The following is a 20,546-nucleotide window of genomic DNA, read 5'->3' on the forward strand; positions in this document are numbered from 1 at the left end:
CACCTCCACCAACGGGAGGCAGGCATGAGCATCCGCCAGCTTCCTGAGATCCTGATCAACCAGATCGCCGCCGGCGAAGTGGTCGAACGCCCTGCGTCCGTGGTCAAGGAACTGGTCGAAAACGCGCTGGATGCCGGCGCCACCCGCGTCGACATCGACCTGGAAGAGGGCGGCGTGCGGTTGATCCGCATCCGCGACGACGGCGGTGGCATCGCACCGGAAGAGCTGCCGCTGGCGGTGTCGCGCCACGCCACCAGCAAGATCGCCAGCCTGGATGATCTGGAATCGGTGGCCACGCTCGGCTTCCGCGGCGAAGCCTTGCCGTCGATCGCCTCGGTCAGCCGCTTCACCCTGAGCTCGCGCCGCGCCATCGACGAGCACGGTTCGGCCTTGCAGATCGAGGGCGGCCGGCTCGGCGAAGTCACCCCGCGCGCGCATGCGCCCGGCACCACGGTGGAAGTGCGCGAGCTGTTCTACAACGTGCCGGCGCGCCGCAAGTTCCTGCGCGCCGAGCGCACCGAGCTGGGCCATATCGAAGAGTGGCTGCGCTCGCTCGCGCTGGCGCGCCCGGATGTCGAACTGCGCGTGTCGCACAACGGCAAGCCCTCGCGCCGCTACAAGCCCGGCGATCTGTATTCCGATGCGCGCCTGGGCGAAACGCTGGGCGAAGACTTCGCCAACCAGGCACTGCGGGTGGATCACAGCGGTGCCGGCCTGCGCCTGCACGGCTGGATCGCGCAGCCGCACTATTCGCGGGCCAGCACCGATCAGCAGTACCTGTACGTCAACGGCCGTTCGGTGCGCGACCGCAGCGTTGCCCATGCGGTGAAGATGGCTTACGGCGACGTGCTGTTCCACGGTCGTCAGCCCGCGTACGTGCTGTTCCTGGAACTCGACCCGACCCGCGTCGATGTCAACGTGCATCCGGCCAAGCATGAAGTGCGCTTCCGCGACTCGCGCCTGATCCACGATTTCGTCTACCGCACGCTCAAGGAAGCGCTGGCCGAAACGCGTGCCGGCATGACCGCGGCCGGCCCCCAGGTGCATGCCACCGAGAGTGCCGCCACGGCGGCCCCCGCTTACGGGCTGCCGTCGTCGGGCAGCACCGGCTATGCACTCGCAGGCAACGGCGCTGGCGGTGGCGGTGGCATGGGCGGCGACTGGCGCCCGCAGCAATCACCGTTGGGGCTGCGTGTGGCCGATGCGCCGTCCGCCTACGCAGCGCTGTATGGCGCGCCGGGCGGTACCGCAGCGGCCAGCAGCCTGCCGCCGATGCCGACTGAAAACGGCCTGCCGGTGACCGCGGCCGACAGTGGGGTGCCACCGCTGGGCTATGCGATTGCCCAGTTGCATGGCATCTACATCCTCGCCGAAAACGCCGAAGGCCTGATCGTGGTGGACATGCACGCCGCACACGAGCGCATCGGTTACGAGCGGCTGAAGACTGCACATGACGGCATGGGCCTGCATGCGCAGCCGCTGCTGGTGCCAATCACCTTGGCGGTGGGCGAACGCGATGCCGACACTGCCGAGCGCGAGGCGGAGACCTTGACCTCGCTGGGCTTTGAGATCACCCGCGCCGGCCCCGGTTCGCTGCACGTCCGCAGCATTCCGGCGTTGCTGGCCAATGCCGAGCCCGAGGCGCTGCTGCGCGACGTGCTCACCGACCTGCGTGAGCATGGGCAGAGCCGACGCATCGCCAGCGCACGCGATGAACTGCTGTCCACCATGGCCTGTCACGGCGCGGTGCGCGCCAACCGGCGCCTGACCGTGCCGGAAATGAACGGCCTGCTGCGCGACATGGAAATCACCGAACGCTCGGGTCAGTGCAATCACGGCCGACCGACCTGGGCCCGTTTTTCGCTGGCGGAAATCGACCGCTGGTTCCTGCGCGGACGTTGAGAGGAAGGTCATGGGGAAGCACTGGGGAGTGTGGGCGACCGCGTTGCTGCTGGCAGTGAGCATCTCGGGATGTGGCGAAAAGAACGAGGCGGCACCTGCGAAGGTGGCGATCGATCCGGCCTTCGAAGCCGAACAGCAGCAGTGGCGCCAACAGCGCTACGAAGCACTGCACGCCGCCGATGGCTGGACCAGCCTAGTCGGCCTGCACTGGCTCGAGCACAAGGCGCATTACATCGGCCGCGGGCCCGGTAGCGGCATCCGCCTGGCGGTCGGGCCCGACAAGTTGGGCATGGTTGCCCGTGAAGGCACCACCGTCTGGTTCACGCCCGAACGTGGCGTGCCGATGCGCGTGGAGGGCAAGCCGGTCACTGGGCGCATCCGCTTCTTCAGCGACCGCGATCCAACCCCGACCGTCATCGCCTTCGATGACGACAAGGGCCGGCTCAGCCTGATCCATCGCGGTGAGCGCTTCGCGCTGCGGGTCAAGCATGCCGATGCGCCCTCGCGGACCAACTTCACCGGCCTGACGTATTGGCCGGGCGGCCCGTCCTGGCGCATCACCGCGCGCTTCGTGCCCCATCCGGCCGGTAAGACGCTGCCGATCGTGGACATCACCGGCCTGACCACGAACATGCCCAATGCCGGCGCGCTGGAATTCGAACGCGATGGCCACACCTGGCGGCTGGAAGCGATCGGTGAGCCGGGCCGGGACCTGTTCGTGATCTTCGGCGACCGCACCAGCGGCCACGGCAGTTATCCGGCCGGTCGCTATCTGGATCTGCCCGCGCCCGACGAACAGGGCCGGGTGGTGATCGATTTCAATCACGCCTACAACCCACCGTGCGCGTTCACCCCGTTTGCGACCTGTCCGCTGACACCCCCCGAAAACCGCCTGGACCTGCGCGTGGACGCAGGTGAGCAGGCGTACCACGCCCCTGAAGGAGAGGCTTGATGATCTCGATGTTGTCGCGAGTGCTGTCCCCGCTGCTGATTGCTGCGGGCCTGTGGGTCGGTACGGGCAGCGCCGAAGCGCGCCCGGTGGCGCCGAAGGCATCGGCAGCGGCGAAAGCCACTCCCCCGGTCCCGCTGCTGTGGAAGGTCACCGGCCCCGGCGACAGCCGGCTGTATCTGCTGGGTTCGTTCCATCTGCTGCAGCCGACGGATTACCCGCTCTCGCCGGACGTCGACCAGGCCTTCGCCGCCTCGCAGCGGGTGGTGTTCGAATTGTCGCCGCAGGACATGGAATCCCCCCAGCTTGCGCAGAAGATGGTGCAGGCGGCGATGCGCACCGATGGCTCGGAGTTGAAGCGCGACCTGGATGCGGCCACCTGGACCCGGCTGCAGGCCTATGCGCAGGAAAACAAGCTGCCGCTGGCCCAGTTGCAGGGGATGAAGCCGTGGTTCGTCGGCCTGACCATCACCCTGAGCCAGTTCACCAAGATGGGCCTGGACCCGGCGCTGGGACTGGATCGCCACTTCATGACCCGCGCCGCCAGCGCCGGCAAGGCGACCGCCGGGCTGGAAGACATCGACACCCAGATCGCCGTGCTGTCGGGGATGTCGGCCAAGGAGCAGCAGCAGATGGTCGCCGAGGCGCTGGAGCAGGTCGACAAGGGCGATGACATGGGCCGCAAGCTTCATGATGCCTGGCGCCGTGGCGACGACAAGCTGCTGTGGACCTCGATGGCCACCGAAATGCGCGGCCAGTATCCGCAGCTGTACAAGCGCATCAATACCGACCGCAATGATGCGTGGGTGCCCAAGCTGCAGCACCATCTGCAGGCCGGGCAGGGTGGCACGATGGTGGTGGTCGGCACGCTGCACCTGCTCGGCAACGACGGCGTGGTCGAGAAGCTGCGCGCCAAGGGCTACAAGGTGGAGCGCATCTGCACCGGCTGCGCCAAGCCCAAGCGCTGATGCGCGTGGCGGGACGGCGCTCGGGCTGACCGGATGGCGTCGATGGCGTCGCCGGACCCTGAAACGAGAAAAGGCGCGGCCCGAGGGCTGCGCCTTTTTCTTTGTCGCGTGGAGCCGGGGGCTCAGCGGCGGGTCTTGCCCGCGCCCGGTGCCGGGGTTTCCGGCTTCTTGCCGGTACCCGTACCCGCGCCTGTGCCGGTACCCGTTCCGGTGCCACCGGGACGCCCGCCGAAGCCGCCGCCCATGTTGCGCTGGAAGTCCTGCCACATCTCCATGTTGCGCTCGGTCAGCTGGTTCATCATGGCCCAGGGGGTCTGGCCGAGCAGATTGCCCATCTGCTGGCGGAACTGCTGCTGCTGGTCCAGGAAGACCTGCATGCTGCGCTCCAGGTAATTGCCCATGAAGCCCTGCAGCGAGTCGCCGTAGAACCGGATCAGCTGGCTGAGCAGCTGGGTGGACAGCATCGGTTCGCCGTCCTGTTCCTGGTCGGCGATGATCTGCAGCAGCACCGAGCGGGTCAGGTCATCGCCGCTCTTGGCGTCACGCACCTCGAAGTCCTCACCGTCCAGGATCAGCTGGCGCACATCCTCTATGGTGATGTAGCTGGAGATTTCCGTGTCGTAGAGCCGGCGGTTCGGGTACTTCTTGATAATGCGGGTCGCAGCCATGAAGCAGTCACTCATCACAGTAGGCGCGCAGCATGGCGCAGTGCAGCAGCCTATGCAACCGCCATAGGTAGCAAGGGGTCGCATTTATGTTGCGCAGCATGGGGTGCAGCAATTTCGGCGTTTACCACCCCATGTGGTGGCCGCCGTTGATATCCAGATTGGAGCCGGTGATCCATGAGGCTTCGTCATTGACCAGGAAGGCCACCGCGTAAGCGATTTCCTCCGGCTTGCCGAGGCGGCCGGTGGGGATGTCGGCGATGATCTTGGCGCGCACTTCGTCCGGCACGGCCATCACCATGTCGGTGGCGACATAGCCCGGCGAGATCGTATTGACGGTAATGCCGAACCCGGCATTTTCGCGCGCCAGCGAAATGGTGAAGCCGTGCATGCCGGCCTTCGCGGCGGCGTAATTGGCCTGCCCGTACTGACCCTTCAGGCCGTTGATCGAGCTGATCTGGATGACCCGGCCCCAGCCACGGCGGCGCATGCCCTCGATCACCGGGCGCGTGACGTTGAACACCGAGTTGAGGTTGGTGTTGATGACGTCGTGCCACTGGTCCGCACGCATGCGGTGGAAGGTGGTATCGCGGGTGATGCCGGCGTTGTTGACCAGGATTTCGACCGGGCCCAGCGCTGCTTCGACGGCCTGCACCATGCTCTCGGCGGTGCCGGGGTCGGACACGTCGCCCGGAAAGATCGCCACGTCGCAGCCGCGCGCCAGCATTTTCTCGCGCCAGGCCCTGGCCTTGGCTTCGTCACGGTAGTTGGTGGCGACCCGATGGCCCTGGTCGGCCAGGCGTTGGCAGATGGCAGTACCGATACCGCCGGTACCACCGGTGACCAGTGCGACGCGAGATGTCATGAGCAGCTACTCCGAAAGGCAGGGCCAACAAGGGGGAAAGCGATTCTGCAACATCAGGGGGCAAAAGGGGCAACCTCGCCAGCCACGTGCAGGGTTGAAATGTCGCCCGGTGGCAACCGGGCCGGATCAAAGCCGGCAGCCGCCTGCTGAAGCCACCCGTCCACAGCATCGGCCCGCGCACCGATCGCCGGATCCTGACCCAGCTGCACCCATGCCCTGCGCAGGGCCGGCAGTGGCCGGGCCGGGTCCACCGGTAGTGCCGCCTCGGACTTGGAGAGCTTGCGCCCCTGCGGGCCTAGCAGAAGCGGCAAGTGCAGATAGCGCGGGGTCGGCAGCCCGAGGGCCTGCTGCAGCAGGATCTGGCGCGGTGTGGAGTCGAGCAGATCGGCCCCACGCACCACATCGGTCACGTGCTGGGCATCATCGTCCACCACGACCGCCAGCTGATAGGCCCAATAACCGTCCGCCCGGCGCAGCACGAAGTCGCCGACCTCGGCGTGCACGTCCTGCACGATCGTGCCCTGCAGCCCATCATCGAAGCTCACCACGCTGGCGGGCGGCACCCGCAGCCGGATGGCGGGCTGCGCGCGCTCGGCACGGGCGACGCACTGGTGATGGATGCCGCCCTGCGCGGCCAGTTCACTGCGGCTGCAGTGGCACGCAAACGCCTTGCCCTTACCCAGCAACCGGTCCAGCGCCTGCTGATACAGCGCATCGCGCTGGCTCTGATGCACGATCGGCCCGTTACTGTTCAGTCCGAATGCCGCCAAGGTGGCCAGCTGGCCGCTGACCGCGCCGGGCACCGTTCGAGGAGGATCGACGTCTTCCACCCGCACCAGCCAGTGGCCGCCCGCATGCCGCGCGAGCAGCCAGCTGCCCAGCGCAGCCAGCAGCGAGCCGGGGTGCAGGGGGCCGGTAGGAGAGGGCGCAAATCGGCCGCAGTAGGGGGGCATGGACATGAACTATGAATCGTCGGTCAGTTTGCGACTTGAATTCAAGCTGAAGTCACCGCAGATTTGCATTCATCAACCTCCCATGAGCGTCCTTTTCCCATGTTCAGTCGCATTGCTCTCTTCCTGCTGACCAACTTTGCGGTGCTGATCCTGGCCGGCATCGTGATGTCGGTACTGGGCGTCAATCCGAACCAGATGAGCGGCCTGCTGATCTTCGCGGCCATCTTCGGCTTCGGCGGCTCGTTCATCTCGCTGCTGCTCTCCAAGTTCATGGCCAAGCGCTCCACGGGCGCGGTGGTGATCACCGAGCCGCGCAACCCCACCGAACGCTGGCTGCTGGCCACCGTGGAGCGCCAGGCCCGCGAAGCCGGCATCGGCATGCCCGAAGTGGCCGTGTACGAAGGCCCGGAAATCAACGCCTTCGCCACCGGCGCCAACCGCAACAAAGCCCTGGTCGCCGTGTCCACCGGCCTGCTGCACAACATGAGCGAAGACGAAGCCGAAGCCGTGCTCGGCCACGAAATCGCCCACGTCGCCAACGGCGACATGATCACCATGGCCCTGCTGCAGGGCGTGCTCAACACCTTCGTGATCGTCCTGGCCCGCATCGTCGGCGGCTTCATCGACAGCGCCCTGTCCGGCAACCGCGAAGGCGGTGGCCGAGGCTTCGCGTACTACATCATCGTGTTCGTCCTGGAAATGGTGTTCGGCCTGTTCGCCACCATGATCTCCATGTGGTTCTCCCGTCACCGCGAGTTCCGCGCCGACGCCGGCGGTGCCCACCTGGCCGGCCGCCAGAAAATGATCGCCGCCCTCGAGCGCCTCAAGGTCAACCACGGCCAAAGCACCCTGCCGACCCAGATCGCCGCCTTCGGCATCGCCGGCGGCGCCGCCAAGAAGCTGTTCATGAGCCACCCCCCGCTGGACGAGCGCATCGCCGCCCTGCGCGCCGCCAACAACACCGTGGTGTAACCCACACCGCAGTGCGCAGAACAGAACGCCCGGCTTCCGCCGGGCGTTTTTGTTGGGCGAGCGCCCGCGATCAAAAGATGTCAGTGCCGTCCAATAGATGTCAGAAGCGTCGAGCTCTTCCATCCGCCACACCAACATCTTTCGGGAGGCCGGCGGATAGCCCGGGCCAAGACCGTCAAGCGGCATGGATGCCGCTTGTCGAGCCCCCATGGACGGGTTTACGGCGTGTATTGGCCCGGGCTATCCGCCGGCCACAGCCCCTCAGCAATGGAAGCGCTGCCGTTGCTGTCATAAAACGCAGCCCACAAACGACAACGGCGCCCGAAGGCGCCGTCATCCTGCAGATCAGATCAGGCGCAACCCGATCAGAACTTCGCGTCGAACTCCGCCGCGTAGCCCGTATTGACCAGCACCTTCTGCAGCGCATCGCTGATCTTCACATTGCCAGCCACGATCTGCTGGGTTTCCGGGCCGCGGCTGTCCATACGGGCCGGCGTCGCACCCTTGAAATCGCACACCCGGCCACCGGCCTCACGGACCAGCAGCACACCGGCGGCGATATCCCAGGCCTTCACGCCGGCCTCGAAATACGCATCGGCACGGCCACAGGCCACATAGGCCAGATCCAACGCCGCCGAACCCGTGCGACGCACGTCTTCAGCCTGCACCAGCAGCGCATCCACCGCCTTCAGCTGCGCACTCGTGCGCTGGCGCTCACGCGGGGCAAAACCGGTATGGATCATCGCGCCGCCCAGATCCTTGCGCTCGGCAATACGGATACGGCGGTCATTGAACACCGCGCCTGCACCACGGCTGGCAGTGAACAGCTCATTGCGAAGCGGATCGAAGATCACCGCGTCGATCGGTTCACCGTTCTCGACCAGGGCGATGGACACGCAGTAATGCGGGAAGCCGCGCAGGTAGTTGCTGGTGCCGTCCAGCGGATCGATGACCCACATGTAACGGTTGACCGACTGCACGCCACCTTCCTCACCCATGATCCCGTACTCGGGATAGGCGCGCTTGAGTTCCTTGACGATGACCTTTTCCGCATCTGCATCGACTTCACTGGCATAGTCCATGCGGCCCTTCTGCACGACGTTCAACGCCTCGAGCTTGTTGATGTTGCGCAACAGGACGTTGCCGGCGAGGCGGGCGGCCTTGACCATGACGGTGACGGCGGGTTTCTGCATGGCGAAAAGCTCCCGTAAAGGCAGAGTAGGGGTTTGGCGGGGGAAAAGAGCGGTCCCGGCGCAGAGGCCGGTCGCACAGTTTACCATTTGTCGCTGTCCTGCTCGCATTTGGCCTGTTCATGTCCGTTCAAACCGCTCCCGCCCGCATCCGCTTCGTCCTGGTCGGCACCCAGCACCCCGGAAACATGGGGGCGGCCGCACGTGCCATGAAAACCATGGGCCTGGGCCGCCTGGTCCTGGTCGCCCCGGAAAAACCGCTGGACGAAGAGGCCTTCCGCCGCTCGGCCGGCGCCGAAGACGTCCTCGGCGACGCCCCGGTCGTGGCGACCCTGGCCGAGGCCGTGGCCGATTGCCGCTTCGTGCTGGGCTGTACCGCCCGCTCGCGCCGGGTCCAGCTCGAAGAGCTGCTGCCGGCCGTGGCGGCCCAGCGCGTGCTGGCCAAGGCCGCCGAGCCGGCCGAAGTCGCCTTCGTGTTCGGCCGTGAACGCACCGGCCTGACCAACGAAGAGCTGCAGCTCTGCCACGCCGCCGTGCACATCCCCTCCAACCCGGAGTTCAGCTCATTGAACCTGGCCGCCGCCGTCCAGGTGCTGGCCTATGAAGTGCGCATGGCCATTCTCGGCGCGGCCGACGCCCCGGTCGCAGCCCCAGCCGATCCCGGCTTCGGCGAAGCGCCGGCCAGCCATGCCCAGGTCGAAGGCCTGTTCGGTCAGCTTGGCGATACCCTGGATGAGATCGATTTCCACAAGGGCCGCGCACCCGAATCGGCCATGCGCAAGTTGCGCCGCCTGTTCCTGCGCACCGAGCTGAGCGAGCAGGAAGTGCGGCTGCTGCGCGGCATTCTGTCCGATGCACAGCGCATGGCGAGATTGGCGACAAATAAGCCTCTGTAAGCCGACGCAGTTCTCACTTTTTCGGGTAGTCTGTCTCGATTCCTTGGGGGGAGTGATGGGCTTGTCGGGACTGCGAAGGCTGCTGCAGAGCGTATTGCTGTGTCTGGCCCTCGCCGCGACGACGGGGTCGGCCTGGGCCGGTCCCGCCCATGAGCTGGTGCTGGGAAGGATCAGCGACGACCCGAAGTCTCACTATGCACAGCTGCAGCCGCTGCTGGATTACGTGATTCCGCGCATGCGCGATGTCGGCATTACCGAAGGCCGCATCCTGATGGCACGGGACGCCCAGCAGATGGCCAGTTATCTGCGCCGCGGCCGGGTCGACTGGGTCACAGAAACCTCCGGCACCGCCGTCGCGCTGGGCCTGCGCAGCGGCGCCAGGCCACTGCTGTTGACCGAGCGCAGTGGGGTGCGCGAGTACCACACGGTGTTCTTCGTGCGCCGGGAAAGCCCCATCCAGACGCTGGAGGATCTTCGCGGACACACCCTGGCGTTGCAGAACGTGGCCTCCACCAGCGCCTATCTGGTGCCGGTAATGACCCTGCTGCAGCATGGCGAGACCCCGGAGATCCTGGCCTCGCTGGGCGACACGGCCGCGCCGGACACGGTCGGATATGTATTTGCGCGCTCGGAAGCCAACATCGCCACCTTCGTGCACAAGGGGCTGGTGGATGCCGGTGCGGTCAGCAGCGTGGACTGGTCCGATGGCAAGCGCATCCCGGCCAACTTCGTGCGCGATTTCCGGGTCATCCACCAGACCGAGCCCTATCCCCGCGCGGTTGAAATGGTGCGCGAAGGGCTCGATCCGCGGGTCCGCGACCGTCTGCAGCAGGTCCTGCTGGAGGCCGCCTCGGATCCACAGGGGCGCAGTGCACTCAAAGTGTTTTTTGGTACCTCCGGGTTCCACCGTGTGGATGCGCAGATGCAACACCGGCTGGATGAATTGAAACTGGGCTTGACGCGCGTGCGGATGGAAGTGGAATGAGTCGGTTGGGTTCCGGAATGCAGGCAAAGTTCGTGCTGGCGATGAGCGGCGCGATGCTGGTGGTGGTGGCCATCGTGGCCGTGGTGCTGGGCCGTCAGGCGACGATGCAGGGCGAGGTGCAGCACCTCAGCGGCAACGTGATCCATGACCTGTTCGACCGCAGCGTGCGCAGCCGGGGTGAGGCCTTGGCGCGCGAGCTGTCCGATGCGCTGGCCAACCCGCTGTACTACAACGATCTGGAGCAGGTCGGCGCGCTGGTACGCAACACCTCGCGCCAGCAGGTGGTGCGCTACGTGCTGGTGTTCGACGAGGACGGTCGGCTGATCCACGACGGCTCGGTGGACGTGCTCGAGTTCGGTCAGCCGATGCGCGATCCACTGGCGACCGGTGCGGTCCAGGCGCGCGAGCTGGTGGTCCAGCAATCACCCAAGGTGCTCGACAACGCGATGCCGATCATGATCGGCAACCAGCGCATTGGCGGTGTCCGCGTGGGCATGGCGCTGGATGACGTCCAGGCGATGGAGAAGAAGGCCAACCAGACCCTGGGCGAGCGCCTGCAGCAGGTCGGCAAACGGCATCTGGGCTGGTTGCTGCTGATGCTGGGCCTGCTGGTCGGCATTGGCGTGGTGGTGATCATCTATGTGCAGCGCACGCTGGTCACCCCGATCCGCTGGCTGGCCGGCGCGGCACGCCAGATCGAAGCCGGCGACTACAACCTGCAGATGCGCCAGAGCCATCGCCAGGATGAGGTGGGCGAGCTGGTGCGGGCGTTCGGGCGGATGAGCCAGGCCATCGCCCGGCATGACCGCGAAGTGCGGCACATGGCCTACACCGATGCGCTGACCGGCCTGACCAACCGTCTCGCCTTCCGTGAGGCGTTGGACCACCGGCTGATGGCCGCGCGCGCGTCGGGGCATCGTCTGGGGCTGCTGTTCGCCGACATGGATGACTTCAAGCGCGTCAATGACACGCTCGGCCATGAAGCCGGCGATGAAGCGCTGCTGCAGTTCGCCCAGCGCATCAGCGCTGCCGTCGCGCAGGCCGGTGGTGATGAGGCCTTGCTGGCCCGCTTCGGTGGTGATGAGTTCGTGATCCTGATCGGCGAGGGCGACGTGGCCGCGCGCGCCCGCGAGCTGGCCGAACTCCTGGTCCGCGAGCTGGGGCAGCCGCTGGTGGTGCAGGGCAGGGAGCTGTTCCTGGGCACCTCGATCGGTGTGACCCTGTTCCCGGACGATGCCGCCGATGCCACCACGCTGCTCAAGAACGGCGACATCGCGATGTACCAGGCCAAGATGGCCGGCAAGAACTGCTACCGCTACTACAGCCGGGCGATGGACCACGCGGTCGAGCGCCGCGTGCACATGGAGCAGGAGCTGCGCGGCGCGTGGGAGCGTGGCGAGCTGCGGCTGGCCTATCAGCCGATCTTCCGCACCCGCGACCGCCGCATGGTCGGCGTGGAAGTCCTGCTGCGCTGGCAGCATCCGACCCTGGGCACGATTCCACCCTCGGTGTTCATCGAAGTGGCCGAGCAGAGCGGCCTGATCGAAGTGATCGGTCCCAAGGTGCTGCGCGCAGCCTGTACCGAGGCGGTGCAGTGGCCGCCGGGTGCCGATGGCGAAGGCCTGTTCGTCTCGGTCAACGTGTCACCGCGCCAGCTGCGCGGCGGCGAGCTGCCGACGCTGGTCGCGGATTGCCTGCGCGACACCGGCCTGCCGGCCTCGCGCCTGCACCTGGAGCTGACCGAAACGGCGGTGATCGGCGATGAGATGCTGGCCGCCGCCCTGCTCGACAAGCTGCACCGGACCGGCGTGAAGGTGTGGCTCGACGATTTCGGAACCGGCTTCTCGGGCCTGAGCCACCTGCGGCAGGTGCCGGTGGACGGGGTCAAGATCGACAAGAGCTTCGTGGCCGACATGCAGCGCGACCCGGACGACCTGGCCCTGACCACGGCGATCATCGCCATGGCCCATGCACTGGGCATCACTGTGGTCGCCGAAGGCATCGAGCAGGAAGTGCAGTTCGACCTGCTGGCCCAGCGCGGTTGCGACCTGGGCCAGGGCTACTGGCTGAGCCACCCGGTCAGCGCGACCGAGGTGGTGCAGATGATCGAGTCCGGCAGCTGACGTTAGACCGGCCGTTTGCTGCTGTCGCCGGAGATCTCGCGGACCAGCTTGGGGACCAGGTAGCCGGACAGGCGCGCGGTCAGCTGCGCATGCAGGTCCTTGGCGGTGTCGTCGGCTACTTCGAAATGGGCCACGCCTTCGACCCGATCCACTTGGTAGAGGTAATAGGGCAGCACGCCCGCCGCGAAGCTGCGCTCGCTCAGGCCCTGCAGCGCCTCGATCGAATCGTTGACCCCGCGCAGCAGCACCGCCTGGTTGAGCAGGGTGGCGCCGGCCGCGCGCAGGCGCGCCATGGCGGCATCCACGGACGCATCGAATTCGTTGGCGTGATTGGCATGGATCACGAACGCCACCGGCCACGGCAGCGACGCGATCCACTGCACCAGCTCGTCATCCACGCGCTCGGGCAGCACCACCGGCAGGCGGCTGTGGATGCGCAGGCGGCGCAGGTGCGGAATCTGCTTCAGCGCCTGGGTCAGCTCGACCAGCTTGTGGGTCGCCAGCGACAGCGGGTCGCCGCCGGACAGGATCACCTCGTCGATGTCCGGGTCCTGCGCGATCGCCTCCACTGCATCGCGCCAGCCTTCGCGGGCCGCGTTCTCGGTGCCGTAGTCGAAATGGCGGCGGAAGCAGTAGCGGCAGTTGATCGCGCAGCTGCCGGTGGTGACCAGCAAGGCACGGCCGCGGTACTTCTGGATGACCCCGGTGGCCTTCTTGGCCGCGCCATCGCCCACCGCATCCAGGCTGAAGCCGGGCACGACCTTCAGCTCGTCGGTGATCGGCAGGACCTGGCGCAGCAGGGGGTCGTGGCGGTCGCCATGACGCATCCGGGCCGCGAAGCCCTGCGGCACACGCACCGCGAACTGGCCGGTGGCCTCGTCCGAGACGCCCAGTTCCGCCGGATCCAGCCCCAGCTGCCGCAGCAGCTCGCGCGGGTCGCGGATCGCCTCGCGCCACCGTTGCTGCCAGCGGACGGGGGCGGCCAGGGGCGTGGCGGAAAGCTGCATGGAATGGGGGCCTGCGGTTATCATGTGGGTCAGAAATATCGAGTCACCCCACCGGTGTCGGTGGGATTTCCCATTCTATCCGGCTCGCCGCGCCTGCGCGGCGTTTGCCCATTCAGGAGTTTCAGCATGGCCACTGTTGGCATGAACGACGTCAAGAACGGGATGAAGATCCTGGTCAACAATGAACCAGCGGTCATCACCGAGACCGAATACGTCAAGCCGGGCAAGGGCCAGGCCTTCACCCGCATGAAGTACCGCTTCATCAAGTCGGGCCGCGTGGTCGAAATGACCATGAAGGCCACCGACGACGTGGAGAAGGCCGACGTCGTGGATACCAACATGGACTTCATGTACAGCGACGGCGAGTTCTGGCACTTCATGGACCCGGAATCCTTCGAGCAGGTCCAGGCCACCAAGGCGGGCATGGGCGGCGCCGAGAAGTGGCTGAAGGGCGAAGAGTCCTGCATCGTCACGCTGTGGAACGGCGAGCCGATCTTCGTGCAGCCGCCGAACTTCGTCGAGCTGAAGATCACCGAAACCGATCCGGGCGTCCGTGGCGACACCTCGGGCGGCGGCGGCAAGCCGGCCACCTTGGAAACCGGCGCGGTGGTCCGCGTGCCGCTGTTCGTCAACCAGGATGAAATCATCAAGGTCGACACGCGCTCGGGCGAATACTCCGCGCGCGCAGGCAAGTAATCCGGGTTCGAGCCAGCGCATTCGCGCTGGCGCTCCCACGGTCCGCGCTGCGGATCGTGGGCCCCGACTCACCAGCACCCACACCCCGCCGCTTCGCGGCCGCCCCTGACTCAGGGGCCAGTCCTCCAGAAGCATCGCGGTAGCCGTCCAGCAGGGGGCCGGTCTTCTGAAGGTTCGAGGTAGGCCCTGCCGCAGGCTGACCTGTTTCTCCAGCAAAGTGAGTCCGCATGACCGACACCGCCCGCATTCCCGAAACCTGTGACCTGCTGATCGAAGCCGGTTACGTGGTCCCGATCGAACCGCATGCGGTGGTGCTGGAAGACCATGCGGTGGCGGTGCGAGGCAGTGAGATCATCGCGATCCTGCCACGTGCCGAGGCGCGCGAGCGCTTTGCGCCGAAGCAGACCGTCTCACGCCCGGACGCGGCGCTGATGCCGGGCCTGGTCAACGCGCATACCCACAATCCCATGACCCTCCTGCGGGGCGTCGCCGACGACCTGCCGCTGATGGTCTGGCTGCAGCAGCACATCTGGCCGGTCGAAGCGGCGGTGATCGGGCCGGAGTTCGTGGCCGACGGCACCACCCTGGCGATCGCCGAGATGCTGCGCGGCGGTACTACCTGCGCCAACGAAAACTACTTCTTCTCCGACGTCCAGGCCGCCGTCTACAAGCAGCACGGGTTCCGTGCGCTGGTCGGTGCGGTAATCATCGATTTCCCGACCGCCTGGGCAAAGACCGACGACGAGTACTTCGCCAAGGCCGGCGAGCTGCACGACCAGTGGCGCAACGATCCGCTGATCGGCACCTCGTTCGCGCCGCACGCACCGTACACCGTCAATGACGCCAATTTCGAACGCGTGCGCATGTTGTCCGACCAGCTGGACATGCAGGTGCACCTGCACACGCATGAAACCGCGCAGGAAATCAGCGACTCGATCAAGCTGCACGGCCAGCGCCCGCTGGCGCGCCTGGACCGCCTGGGCCTGGTCAACGACCGCCTGATCGCGGTGCACATGACCCAGCTGACCGAGGCCGAAATCCACCTGTGCGCCGAGCGTGGCGTCAGCGTGGTGCATTGCCCCGAATCCAATCTCAAGCTCGCCTCCGGGTTCTGCCCGGCCTGCGCCCTGCAGCGCGCTGGTGTGAACCTGGCGATCGGCACCGACGGCTGCGCCAGCAACAACGACCTGGACATGTTCAGCGAGAACCGCACCGCGGCGATCCTGGCCAAGGCCGTGGCCAATGACGCCACCGCGCTGGACGCGGCCACCACGCTGCGCGCGGCGACGCTGGGCGGCGCCCGCGCGCTGGGCTTCGGCGACCGCATCGGCTCGATCGAGGTCGGCAAGCAGGCCGATCTGGTCTGCGTGGATCTCTCCGCACTGGAAACCCAACCGCTGCACCATGTGCTCTCGCAGCTCGTCTACGCCGCCGGCCGCCATCAGGTCAGTGATGTCTGGATCGCCGGCCAGCCCAAGCTGGTCCAGCGCGAACTGGTCGGCATGGACACCGCTGCGATCGTCGCCAACGCCCGCCAGTGGCGCGAGCGTATCCGACACATCCGTGCTTGATGCACCAAGGATCCCCATGAATACCCCCCATGCCTCCACCAATTTCGATCAGGCCGAACTGGACAAGTTCGCCGCGCTCGCCAACCGCTGGTGGGACGTCGATGGCCCGCAGAAGCCGCTGCATGCACTGAACCCGGTGCGCCTGCAGTACGTGGCCCAGCGCGTGACCCTGCGCGGCGCCCGCGTGCTCGACATCGGCTGCGGTGGCGGCCTGCTCAGCGAAGCGCTGGCCAAGGAAGGCGCGGACGTCACTGCGATCGACCTGGCCCCGGAGCTGGTCAAGGTCGCACGCCTGCACGGGCTGGAGTCGGGCGTCACCGTCGACTACCGCGTACAGGCCGCTGAGGACCTGGCCGCCGAACAGCCGGGCAGCTTCGATGTGGTCACCTGCATGGAAATGCTCGAGCATGTGCCGGACCCGGGCGCGATCATCGCCGCCTGCCACCGCCTGCTCAAGCCGAGTGGTCAGCTGTTCCTGTCCACCGTCAACCGCACCCCGGCTGCGTTCGCCGTGGCAATCGTCGGTGCCGAGTACGTGGCGCGGCTGCTGCCCAAGGGCACGCATCACTACCAGGATTTCATCAAGCCGGCCGAGCTGGGCAAGTGGCTGCGCGAGGCCGATTTCAACCTGCGTGATGTCAGCGGCATGGCCTATGAGCCGTGGCGCAATCGTGCCCGCCTGAGCACCCGTACCGACATCAATTACCTGGCCCACGCGGTCAAGCCGGACGCTGCACGTGTCTGAGTTCGGTTTTCCGCCAGCGGTGCTGTTCGATCTGGACGGCACCCTGCTGGACAGCGCCCCGGACATGCTGGCCACCGCCAACGCGATGCTGGCCGCCCGCGAGCGCGCGCCGATCACCCTGGAAGCGCTGCGTCCGGTGGTCTCCAAAGGCTCGCGCGCGATGGTCTCGGTGGCCTTTCCCGAGCTGGGGCAGGACGAACGCGATGCGCTGGTGCCGGAGTTCCTGCAACGCTACGAAGGCCTGATCGGACAGCACGCGGTGCTGTTTGACGGCGTCGCCGGCATGCTCGATGCACTCGATGCCGCCGGCTGTGTCTGGGGCATCGTCACCAACAAGCCCGAGTATCTGGCTCGGCTGATCGTGCCGCAGCTGGGCTGGGAACAGCGCTGCAAGGTACTGATCGGCGGCGACACCCTGGCCCAGCGTAAACCGCATCCGCTGCCGTTGCTGGCCGCCGCCGAGCGCATGGGCATCGCACCCGGCACCTGCATTTACGTGGGCGATGACGAGCGCGACATCGTCGCCGCCAACGCCGCCGGCATGGCCTCGGTCGCCGCCCTGTGGGGTTACCGGCTCGACGCCGACGATCCCGCGGCCTGGGGCGCCGATACGCTGACCGCACGTCCCGAACACCTGCAACATGCCAAGGCGTGGCCGCTTCCGCGCACGCTCTAGCCTTTCAAGGAATACACCGTGAGTACTTCCAGCGCCCTGGACAGCTTCCTGGACAAGTGGCGGACCCGCTGGCCCGAGTGGCAGGTGGCCGAACGCTTCGTGGCCGAGAGCCAGCGCACCCTGGTGGTGGCGTGGTTCTCGCTGCTGCAGGAGTTCGACGACATCCTCAATACCGCCGGCGACCCCATGCCGTCCGACGCCAAACTGGCGTGGTGGGGCGAAGAGCTGCGCAGTTGGTCCGCACAGCGGTCCCGCCATCCGCTGGGGCGTGTGCTCGAGCCGGTGCGCGCGCCGTGGGCGCAGCTGGCCGAGACCCTGCCGGATCTGATCGAAGCGCGGGCGGTGCCGGTCGATCCGGCGCAGGCAATGCGCTCGCTGCAGGCCTATGCGGCCGCGGTGGCGGCGGTCGAAGCGGTGATGTTCGATACCCCGGCGCGCGGCGATGTCGCCACGCCGGTGCTGCTGCAGACACTGGCCCAGCGCCTGCACGAGAGCGGCGTTGCCGCCATTCCGCGTTCGCTGCTGGCCGAGGATGACACCGCCGCGCCGCGCAAGTGGGCGCAGCAGTTGCTGGCGAAGTGGCCGGCGCGCGTTGCCGGCCCGCGGCCTCGCCGGCTGTACGCCGCGTTGGCCCGTGCCCGCCAGCAGACCTGGGCGCAGGACCGCCAGTACCAGGCCACGCCGATGCGTACGCTGTGGCTGACCTGGTGGGCTGCGCGGGGCTGAAGGTGCGTGCCGGCCAGCGGCCGGCACTCCGTTACTTTGCGCGTTCCAGCACCAGCAGCGGGTCGATGCGGGTATCGAACCAGTTCATGCCCCAATGCAGATGCGGGCCGGTCGCGCGACCGGTCGCCCCGACCGCCGCGATTACCTGGCCCTGCTCGACACGGTCACCGACCTTGACGTCGATGCGCGACAGGTGCAGGAAATTCGAGCTGATCCCGAAGCCGTGATCCAGCAGCAGCGTGCCGCCGGTCAGGTACAGGTCCGGGCCAGCGAAGGTGACGACGCCTGCGGCCGGCGCTTTCACCGGGGTGCCGGTCGGCACCGCGATGTCCATGCCGGAGTGCCCCGAACCGGGTTGGCCGTTATAGACGCGCGCATTGCCGAAGCGGCCGCTGATGCGGCCCTGCACCGGCCAGATGAAGGCCTGTGCGAAGTCGGCGCGATTGTCATCGCGGGCACGCGCGGCGGTGACCTGCGCCTGCTCGCGCTTGATCCGCTCGGCGATCGCCGGCGGCGGGTTGACGGTTTTCGGCGGTACGCCGTTGACGCGTTCGGTCGGCCAGTCGCGCGGGGTGACCGCGACACTGACCGTTTCACTGCCGCCGTCCGGGCGCGTCACCTGCACCTGCAGCGGACCTTTCTCATCGCGGCCGATGCCGAACACCACGCTGCCGTACCCGCTCACGCGCAGGGTGCGCCCGCCGTACTGCACGGTGCTGCCGGCCGGCACCTTGCCGATCACCATCGCGCCCTGCGAGGCGCTGGCCGGAAATACCACGCGCGCATCGGCCTGGGCCACGGCGGGCGAGGGCAGCAGGCTGCCCATCGCCGCGATGCCTGCGGCCGCCAGGGCCGCACTCAACACCCGTGCCCGCATCAGCGGTCGAAGCTCATGCGCTGGCCGTTCGGCGAACCCACCAGCTTTTCGCCATCCCACGCCAGCTGCCCGTTGACCCAGGTCGAGGCGATGCGGGAACGGAAGGTGGTGCCTTCAAACGGCGACCAGCCGCACTTGGACAGCACGTCTTCGCGCTTGACGGTGAAGGGCACGTCTTCGACCAGCACCAGATCGGCGAAGTAACCTTCGCGCAGGTAACCACGCTGGCTGACGTCGAACAGCTGCGCCGGCGCGTGCGCGAACTTCTGCACGACCTGGGTGATCTCCAGCTTGCCTTCGTGCACCAGCTCCAGCGCGGCGACCAGCGCGTACTGCACCAGCGGCAGGCCGGACGGCGCCTGCGCATAGGGCTTCTGCTTCTCTTCCCAGGTGTGCGGCGCATGATCGGTGGCGAGCACGTCGATCACGTCATCGGCCACGGCGCGGGTCAGCGCTTCGCGATCGCTGGCTTCCTTGATCGCCGGGTTGCACTTGATCAGGTTGCCCAGCCGCGCGTAATCGCTGCGGTCGAAACGCAGGAAGTGGATGCAGGTTTCGGCGGTGATCTGCTTACGGCTGCCATCGGCGCGGATCAGCGGGCCGCGTTCGAACAGGGCCAGCTCATCGGCAGTGGAGATGTGCAGCACGTGCAGCCGGGTGCCATGCTTCTTGGCCAGCGACACGGCCAGCTGCGAGGACTTGAGGCAGGCCTCGCGCGAACGGATGTCCGGATGCTGCTCGGCACTGAGGGCATCGCCGTACTTCTCGGCGTACTCCTTGGCCTTGGCATCGATCATCGGCGTGTCTTCGCAATGCGTGATGATCGGGGTGGGCGCGTCGCGGAAGATCGCGTCGAGCGTTTCCGGGTTGTCCACCAGCATGTTGCCGGTGGAGGCGCCCATGAACACCTTGATGCCCGGCGCGGTCTTGGGGTCCAGCGACTGGATATGGGCCAGGTTGTCGTTGCTGGCGCCCATGTAGAAGCCGTAGTTGGCGCGCGCACGGCCGGCGGCGGCATCGTACTTGGCCTGCAGGATCTCGGCGTTGAGCGTGGGCGGGTTGGTGTTGGGCATGTCCATGAAGCTGGTCAGGCCGCCGGCAACGGCCGCGCCGGATTCGGTCGCGATGTCGCCCTTGTGGGTCAGGCCGGGCTCACGGAAATGGACCTGGTCGTCGATCATGCCCGGCAGCAGCCAGCGACCGGCGGCATCGACCACGGTTTCACCGGGACGGGCATCCAGGCCAGGGCCGATCTGCGCGATGCGGCCATCTTCGATGCGCAGGTCACCCTGGGTGATGGTGCCTTCGTTGACCAGGCGGGCGTTGACGATAAGCGTGGAGGACATTCAGTGTTTTCCTGTGCAGCGGCAGGTGGCGTCGTGCGCGGCGCGCGGTGGCACCTCGTCGATGCCACCGGGATGGAAGGGATGGCAGCGGCCCAGCCGGCGCGCGGCCAGCCAGCTGCCGCGCGCTGGGCCATGGGTGGCGATGGCTTGCATGGCGTATTCAGAACAGCTGGGCATGAAGCGGCAACGCGGCCCCAGCAGCGGGCTGATGAAGCGCTTGTAGAAGCGCAGCAGGGCGATGAGCAGGCGTGAGATCACCCCCCAATCTTATTCCAGTTGGCATGAAGGGCGCATTTGTCGCAGGATGGGGCGTTGGACCCGTCCGCACCCACGCGCGCGACGGGCCGCCCCGGCGGTGTCGCCGGGTCAGGTACCGAACTGCGCACGTTGGCCCGCCTGCCAGGCGGACCGGTCGCACGCCTTGCGACTCCGGG

At 67.1% G+C, this 20,546-nt stretch carries 20 protein-coding genes; 12 read left to right on the plus strand and 8 right to left on the minus strand.

Going from position 1 to position 20,546, the window contains the following annotated elements; translation table 11 throughout:
• Nucleotides 1–24: 24 nt before the first annotated feature.
• From mutL to ABE464_RS11125, 3 genes are read left to right on the plus strand one after another with little or no spacing between them, the layout of a single operon-like run.
• A complete protein-coding gene (gene mutL, locus ABE464_RS11115) occupies nucleotides 25–1,902 on the plus strand; it encodes a DNA mismatch repair endonuclease MutL (RefSeq protein ID WP_346471985.1) in 1,878 nt (625 codons plus the stop codon).
• A 10-nt stretch (nucleotides 1,903–1,912) separates the two neighbouring features.
• A complete protein-coding gene (locus ABE464_RS11120; RefSeq protein WP_346471986.1) occupies nucleotides 1,913–2,854 on the plus strand; it encodes a DUF1684 domain-containing protein in 942 nt (313 codons plus the stop codon).
• 2 nt (nucleotides 2,855–2,856) lie between these two features.
• Nucleotides 2,857–3,819 (plus strand): TraB/GumN family protein, encoded by a 963-nt coding sequence (locus tag ABE464_RS11125; RefSeq protein WP_346472021.1) that lies wholly within the window; start codon nucleotides 2,857–2,859, stop codon nucleotides 3,817–3,819.
• A gap of 122 nt (nucleotides 3,820–3,941) precedes the next feature.
• On the opposite strand, the gene phaR is transcribed toward ABE464_RS11125, so the two are convergent.
• The 3 genes from phaR to gluQRS form a co-directional block, all read right to left on the minus strand.
• Nucleotides 3,942–4,487 carry a polyhydroxyalkanoate synthesis repressor PhaR gene (gene phaR, locus ABE464_RS11130; RefSeq protein WP_346471987.1) on the minus strand — a complete coding sequence of 182 codons (546 nt, stop codon included), beginning with the start codon at nucleotides 4,485–4,487 and terminating at the stop codon, nucleotides 3,942–3,944.
• Between the two features lie 121 nt (nucleotides 4,488–4,608).
• Nucleotides 4,609–5,349, minus strand: a complete 741-nt coding sequence (gene phbB / locus ABE464_RS11135) for an acetoacetyl-CoA reductase (RefSeq protein WP_346471988.1) — start codon at nucleotides 5,347–5,349, stop codon at nucleotides 4,609–4,611.
• Nucleotides 5,350–5,402: 53 nt separating this feature from the next.
• On the minus strand, nucleotides 5,403–6,308 hold the full coding sequence (gene gluQRS, locus ABE464_RS11140; protein ID WP_346471989.1) for a tRNA glutamyl-Q(34) synthetase GluQRS: 906 nt from the start codon (nucleotides 6,306–6,308) through the stop codon (nucleotides 5,403–5,405).
• 93 nt (nucleotides 6,309–6,401) lie between these two features.
• Here gluQRS and htpX point away from each other — a divergent pair, with 93 nt between their 5' ends.
• The gene (gene htpX / locus ABE464_RS11145) at nucleotides 6,402–7,274 is read left to right on the plus strand and encodes a protease HtpX (protein WP_346471990.1); all 873 of its coding nucleotides are present in this window, start codon (nucleotides 6,402–6,404) and stop codon (nucleotides 7,272–7,274) included.
• Nucleotides 7,275–7,639: 365 nt separating this feature from the next.
• Here the strand turns inward: htpX and ABE464_RS11150 are convergent, their stop codons facing one another.
• Nucleotides 7,640–8,467, minus strand: a complete 828-nt coding sequence (locus ABE464_RS11150) for an inositol monophosphatase family protein (protein WP_019182815.1) — start codon at nucleotides 8,465–8,467, stop codon at nucleotides 7,640–7,642.
• Between the two features lie 119 nt (nucleotides 8,468–8,586).
• Between ABE464_RS11150 and ABE464_RS11155 the strand changes: the two genes are divergently transcribed.
• Genes ABE464_RS11155 through ABE464_RS11165 form a run of 3 tightly spaced genes read left to right on the plus strand, consistent with a single transcriptional unit; the run spans nucleotide 8,587 to nucleotide 12,468 of the window.
• Nucleotides 8,587–9,360 carry an RNA methyltransferase gene (locus ABE464_RS11155; RefSeq protein WP_293980439.1) on the plus strand — a complete coding sequence of 258 codons (774 nt, stop codon included), beginning with the start codon at nucleotides 8,587–8,589 and terminating at the stop codon, nucleotides 9,358–9,360.
• 52 nt (nucleotides 9,361–9,412) lie between these two features.
• Complete coding sequence (locus ABE464_RS11160; RefSeq protein WP_346471991.1) at nucleotides 9,413–10,345, plus strand: phosphate/phosphite/phosphonate ABC transporter substrate-binding protein; 933 nt, start codon at nucleotides 9,413–9,415, stop codon at nucleotides 10,343–10,345.
• The gene (locus ABE464_RS11165; RefSeq protein ID WP_346471992.1) at nucleotides 10,342–12,468 is read left to right on the plus strand and encodes an EAL domain-containing protein; all 2,127 of its coding nucleotides are present in this window, start codon (nucleotides 10,342–10,344) and stop codon (nucleotides 12,466–12,468) included. The genes ABE464_RS11160 and ABE464_RS11165 overlap by 4 nt, the downstream gene beginning before the upstream one ends.
• 2 nt (nucleotides 12,469–12,470) lie before the next feature.
• Here ABE464_RS11165 and epmB read toward each other — a convergent pair whose 3' ends face one another.
• Complete coding sequence (gene epmB / locus ABE464_RS11170) at nucleotides 12,471–13,475, minus strand: EF-P beta-lysylation protein EpmB (protein ID WP_346471993.1); 1,005 nt, start codon at nucleotides 13,473–13,475, stop codon at nucleotides 12,471–12,473.
• 126 nt (nucleotides 13,476–13,601) lie between these two features.
• Here epmB and efp point away from each other — a divergent pair, with 126 nt between their 5' ends.
• The 5 genes from efp (at nucleotide 13,602) to ABE464_RS11195 (ending at nucleotide 17,889) form a co-directional block, all read left to right on the plus strand.
• Nucleotides 13,602–14,171: an elongation factor P gene (gene efp, locus ABE464_RS11175; protein WP_019182820.1), complete on the plus strand. Its 570-nt coding sequence runs from the start codon at nucleotides 13,602–13,604 to the stop codon at nucleotides 14,169–14,171.
• A 227-nt stretch (nucleotides 14,172–14,398) separates the two neighbouring features.
• The gene (locus tag ABE464_RS11180) at nucleotides 14,399–15,742 is read left to right on the plus strand and encodes a TRZ/ATZ family hydrolase (RefSeq protein WP_346471994.1); all 1,344 of its coding nucleotides are present in this window, start codon (nucleotides 14,399–14,401) and stop codon (nucleotides 15,740–15,742) included.
• A 16-nt stretch (nucleotides 15,743–15,758) separates the two neighbouring features.
• Nucleotides 15,759–16,487, plus strand: coding sequence for a bifunctional 2-polyprenyl-6-hydroxyphenol methylase/3-demethylubiquinol 3-O-methyltransferase UbiG (gene ubiG / locus ABE464_RS11185; protein ID WP_346471995.1), 729 nt, complete (start codon nucleotides 15,759–15,761; stop codon nucleotides 16,485–16,487).
• On the plus strand, nucleotides 16,480–17,163 hold the full coding sequence (locus ABE464_RS11190) for a phosphoglycolate phosphatase (RefSeq protein ID WP_346471996.1): 684 nt from the start codon (nucleotides 16,480–16,482) through the stop codon (nucleotides 17,161–17,163). The genes ubiG and ABE464_RS11190 overlap by 8 nt, the downstream gene beginning before the upstream one ends.
• Nucleotides 17,164–17,181: 18 nt before the next feature.
• Nucleotides 17,182–17,889: a squalene/phytoene synthase family protein gene (locus tag ABE464_RS11195; protein WP_346471997.1), complete on the plus strand. Its 708-nt coding sequence runs from the start codon at nucleotides 17,182–17,184 to the stop codon at nucleotides 17,887–17,889.
• A gap of 31 nt (nucleotides 17,890–17,920) precedes the next feature.
• Here the strand turns inward: ABE464_RS11195 and ABE464_RS11200 are convergent, their stop codons facing one another.
• From ABE464_RS11200 to yidD, 3 genes are read right to left on the minus strand one after another with little or no spacing between them, the layout of a single operon-like run.
• A complete protein-coding gene (locus tag ABE464_RS11200) occupies nucleotides 17,921–18,766 on the minus strand; it encodes a M23 family metallopeptidase (protein ID WP_346471998.1) in 846 nt (281 codons plus the stop codon).
• Entirely contained in the window at nucleotides 18,766–20,112 is a 1,347-nt protein-coding gene (locus ABE464_RS11205; protein ID WP_346471999.1) for a dihydroorotase, read from the minus strand. The genes ABE464_RS11200 and ABE464_RS11205 overlap by 1 nt, the downstream gene beginning before the upstream one ends.
• Entirely contained in the window at nucleotides 20,113–20,370 is a 258-nt protein-coding gene (yidD, locus tag ABE464_RS11210; RefSeq protein WP_121038212.1) for a membrane protein insertion efficiency factor YidD, read from the minus strand.
• Nucleotides 20,371–20,546 lie beyond the last annotated feature (176 nt).

This window comes from Stenotrophomonas sp. TWI587 (assembly GCF_039674145.1).
GTDB lineage: Bacteria > Pseudomonadota > Gammaproteobacteria > Xanthomonadales > Xanthomonadaceae > Stenotrophomonas > Stenotrophomonas maltophilia_AY.

Bases quoted from the DNA above. Each gene is read 5' to 3' on its own strand.
- ubiG (WP_346471995.1), top strand. From the start codon at position 15,759: ATGAATACCCCCCATGCCTCCACCAATTTCGATCAGGCCGAACTGGAC.
- epmB (WP_346471993.1), bottom strand. From the start codon at position 13,475: ATGCAGCTTTCCGCCACGCCCCTGGCCGCCCCCGTCCGCTGGCAGCAA.
- phaR (WP_346471987.1), bottom strand. From the start codon at position 4,487: ATGGCTGCGACCCGCATTATCAAGAAGTACCCGAACCGCCGGCTCTAC.
- mutL (WP_346471985.1), top strand. From the start codon at position 25: ATGAGCATCCGCCAGCTTCCTGAGATCCTGATCAACCAGATCGCCGCC.
- ABE464_RS11150 (WP_019182815.1), bottom strand. From the start codon at position 8,467: ATGCAGAAACCCGCCGTCACCGTCATGGTCAAGGCCGCCCGCCTCGCC.
- ABE464_RS11180 (WP_346471994.1), top strand. From the start codon at position 14,399: ATGACCGACACCGCCCGCATTCCCGAAACCTGTGACCTGCTGATCGAA.
- ABE464_RS11155 (WP_293980439.1), top strand. From the start codon at position 8,587: ATGTCCGTTCAAACCGCTCCCGCCCGCATCCGCTTCGTCCTGGTCGGC.
- phbB (WP_346471988.1), bottom strand. From the start codon at position 5,349: ATGACATCTCGCGTCGCACTGGTCACCGGTGGTACCGGCGGTATCGGT.
- ABE464_RS11205 (WP_346471999.1), bottom strand. From the start codon at position 20,112: ATGTCCTCCACGCTTATCGTCAACGCCCGCCTGGTCAACGAAGGCACC.
- ABE464_RS11120 (WP_346471986.1), top strand. From the start codon at position 1,913: ATGGGGAAGCACTGGGGAGTGTGGGCGACCGCGTTGCTGCTGGCAGTG.
- htpX (WP_346471990.1), top strand. From the start codon at position 6,402: ATGTTCAGTCGCATTGCTCTCTTCCTGCTGACCAACTTTGCGGTGCTG.
- gluQRS (WP_346471989.1), bottom strand. From the start codon at position 6,308: ATGTCCATGCCCCCCTACTGCGGCCGATTTGCGCCCTCTCCTACCGGC.
- efp (WP_019182820.1), top strand. From the start codon at position 13,602: ATGGCCACTGTTGGCATGAACGACGTCAAGAACGGGATGAAGATCCTG.
- ABE464_RS11165 (WP_346471992.1), top strand. From the start codon at position 10,342: ATGAGTCGGTTGGGTTCCGGAATGCAGGCAAAGTTCGTGCTGGCGATG.
- ABE464_RS11200 (WP_346471998.1), bottom strand. From the start codon at position 18,766: ATGCGGGCACGGGTGTTGAGTGCGGCCCTGGCGGCCGCAGGCATCGCG.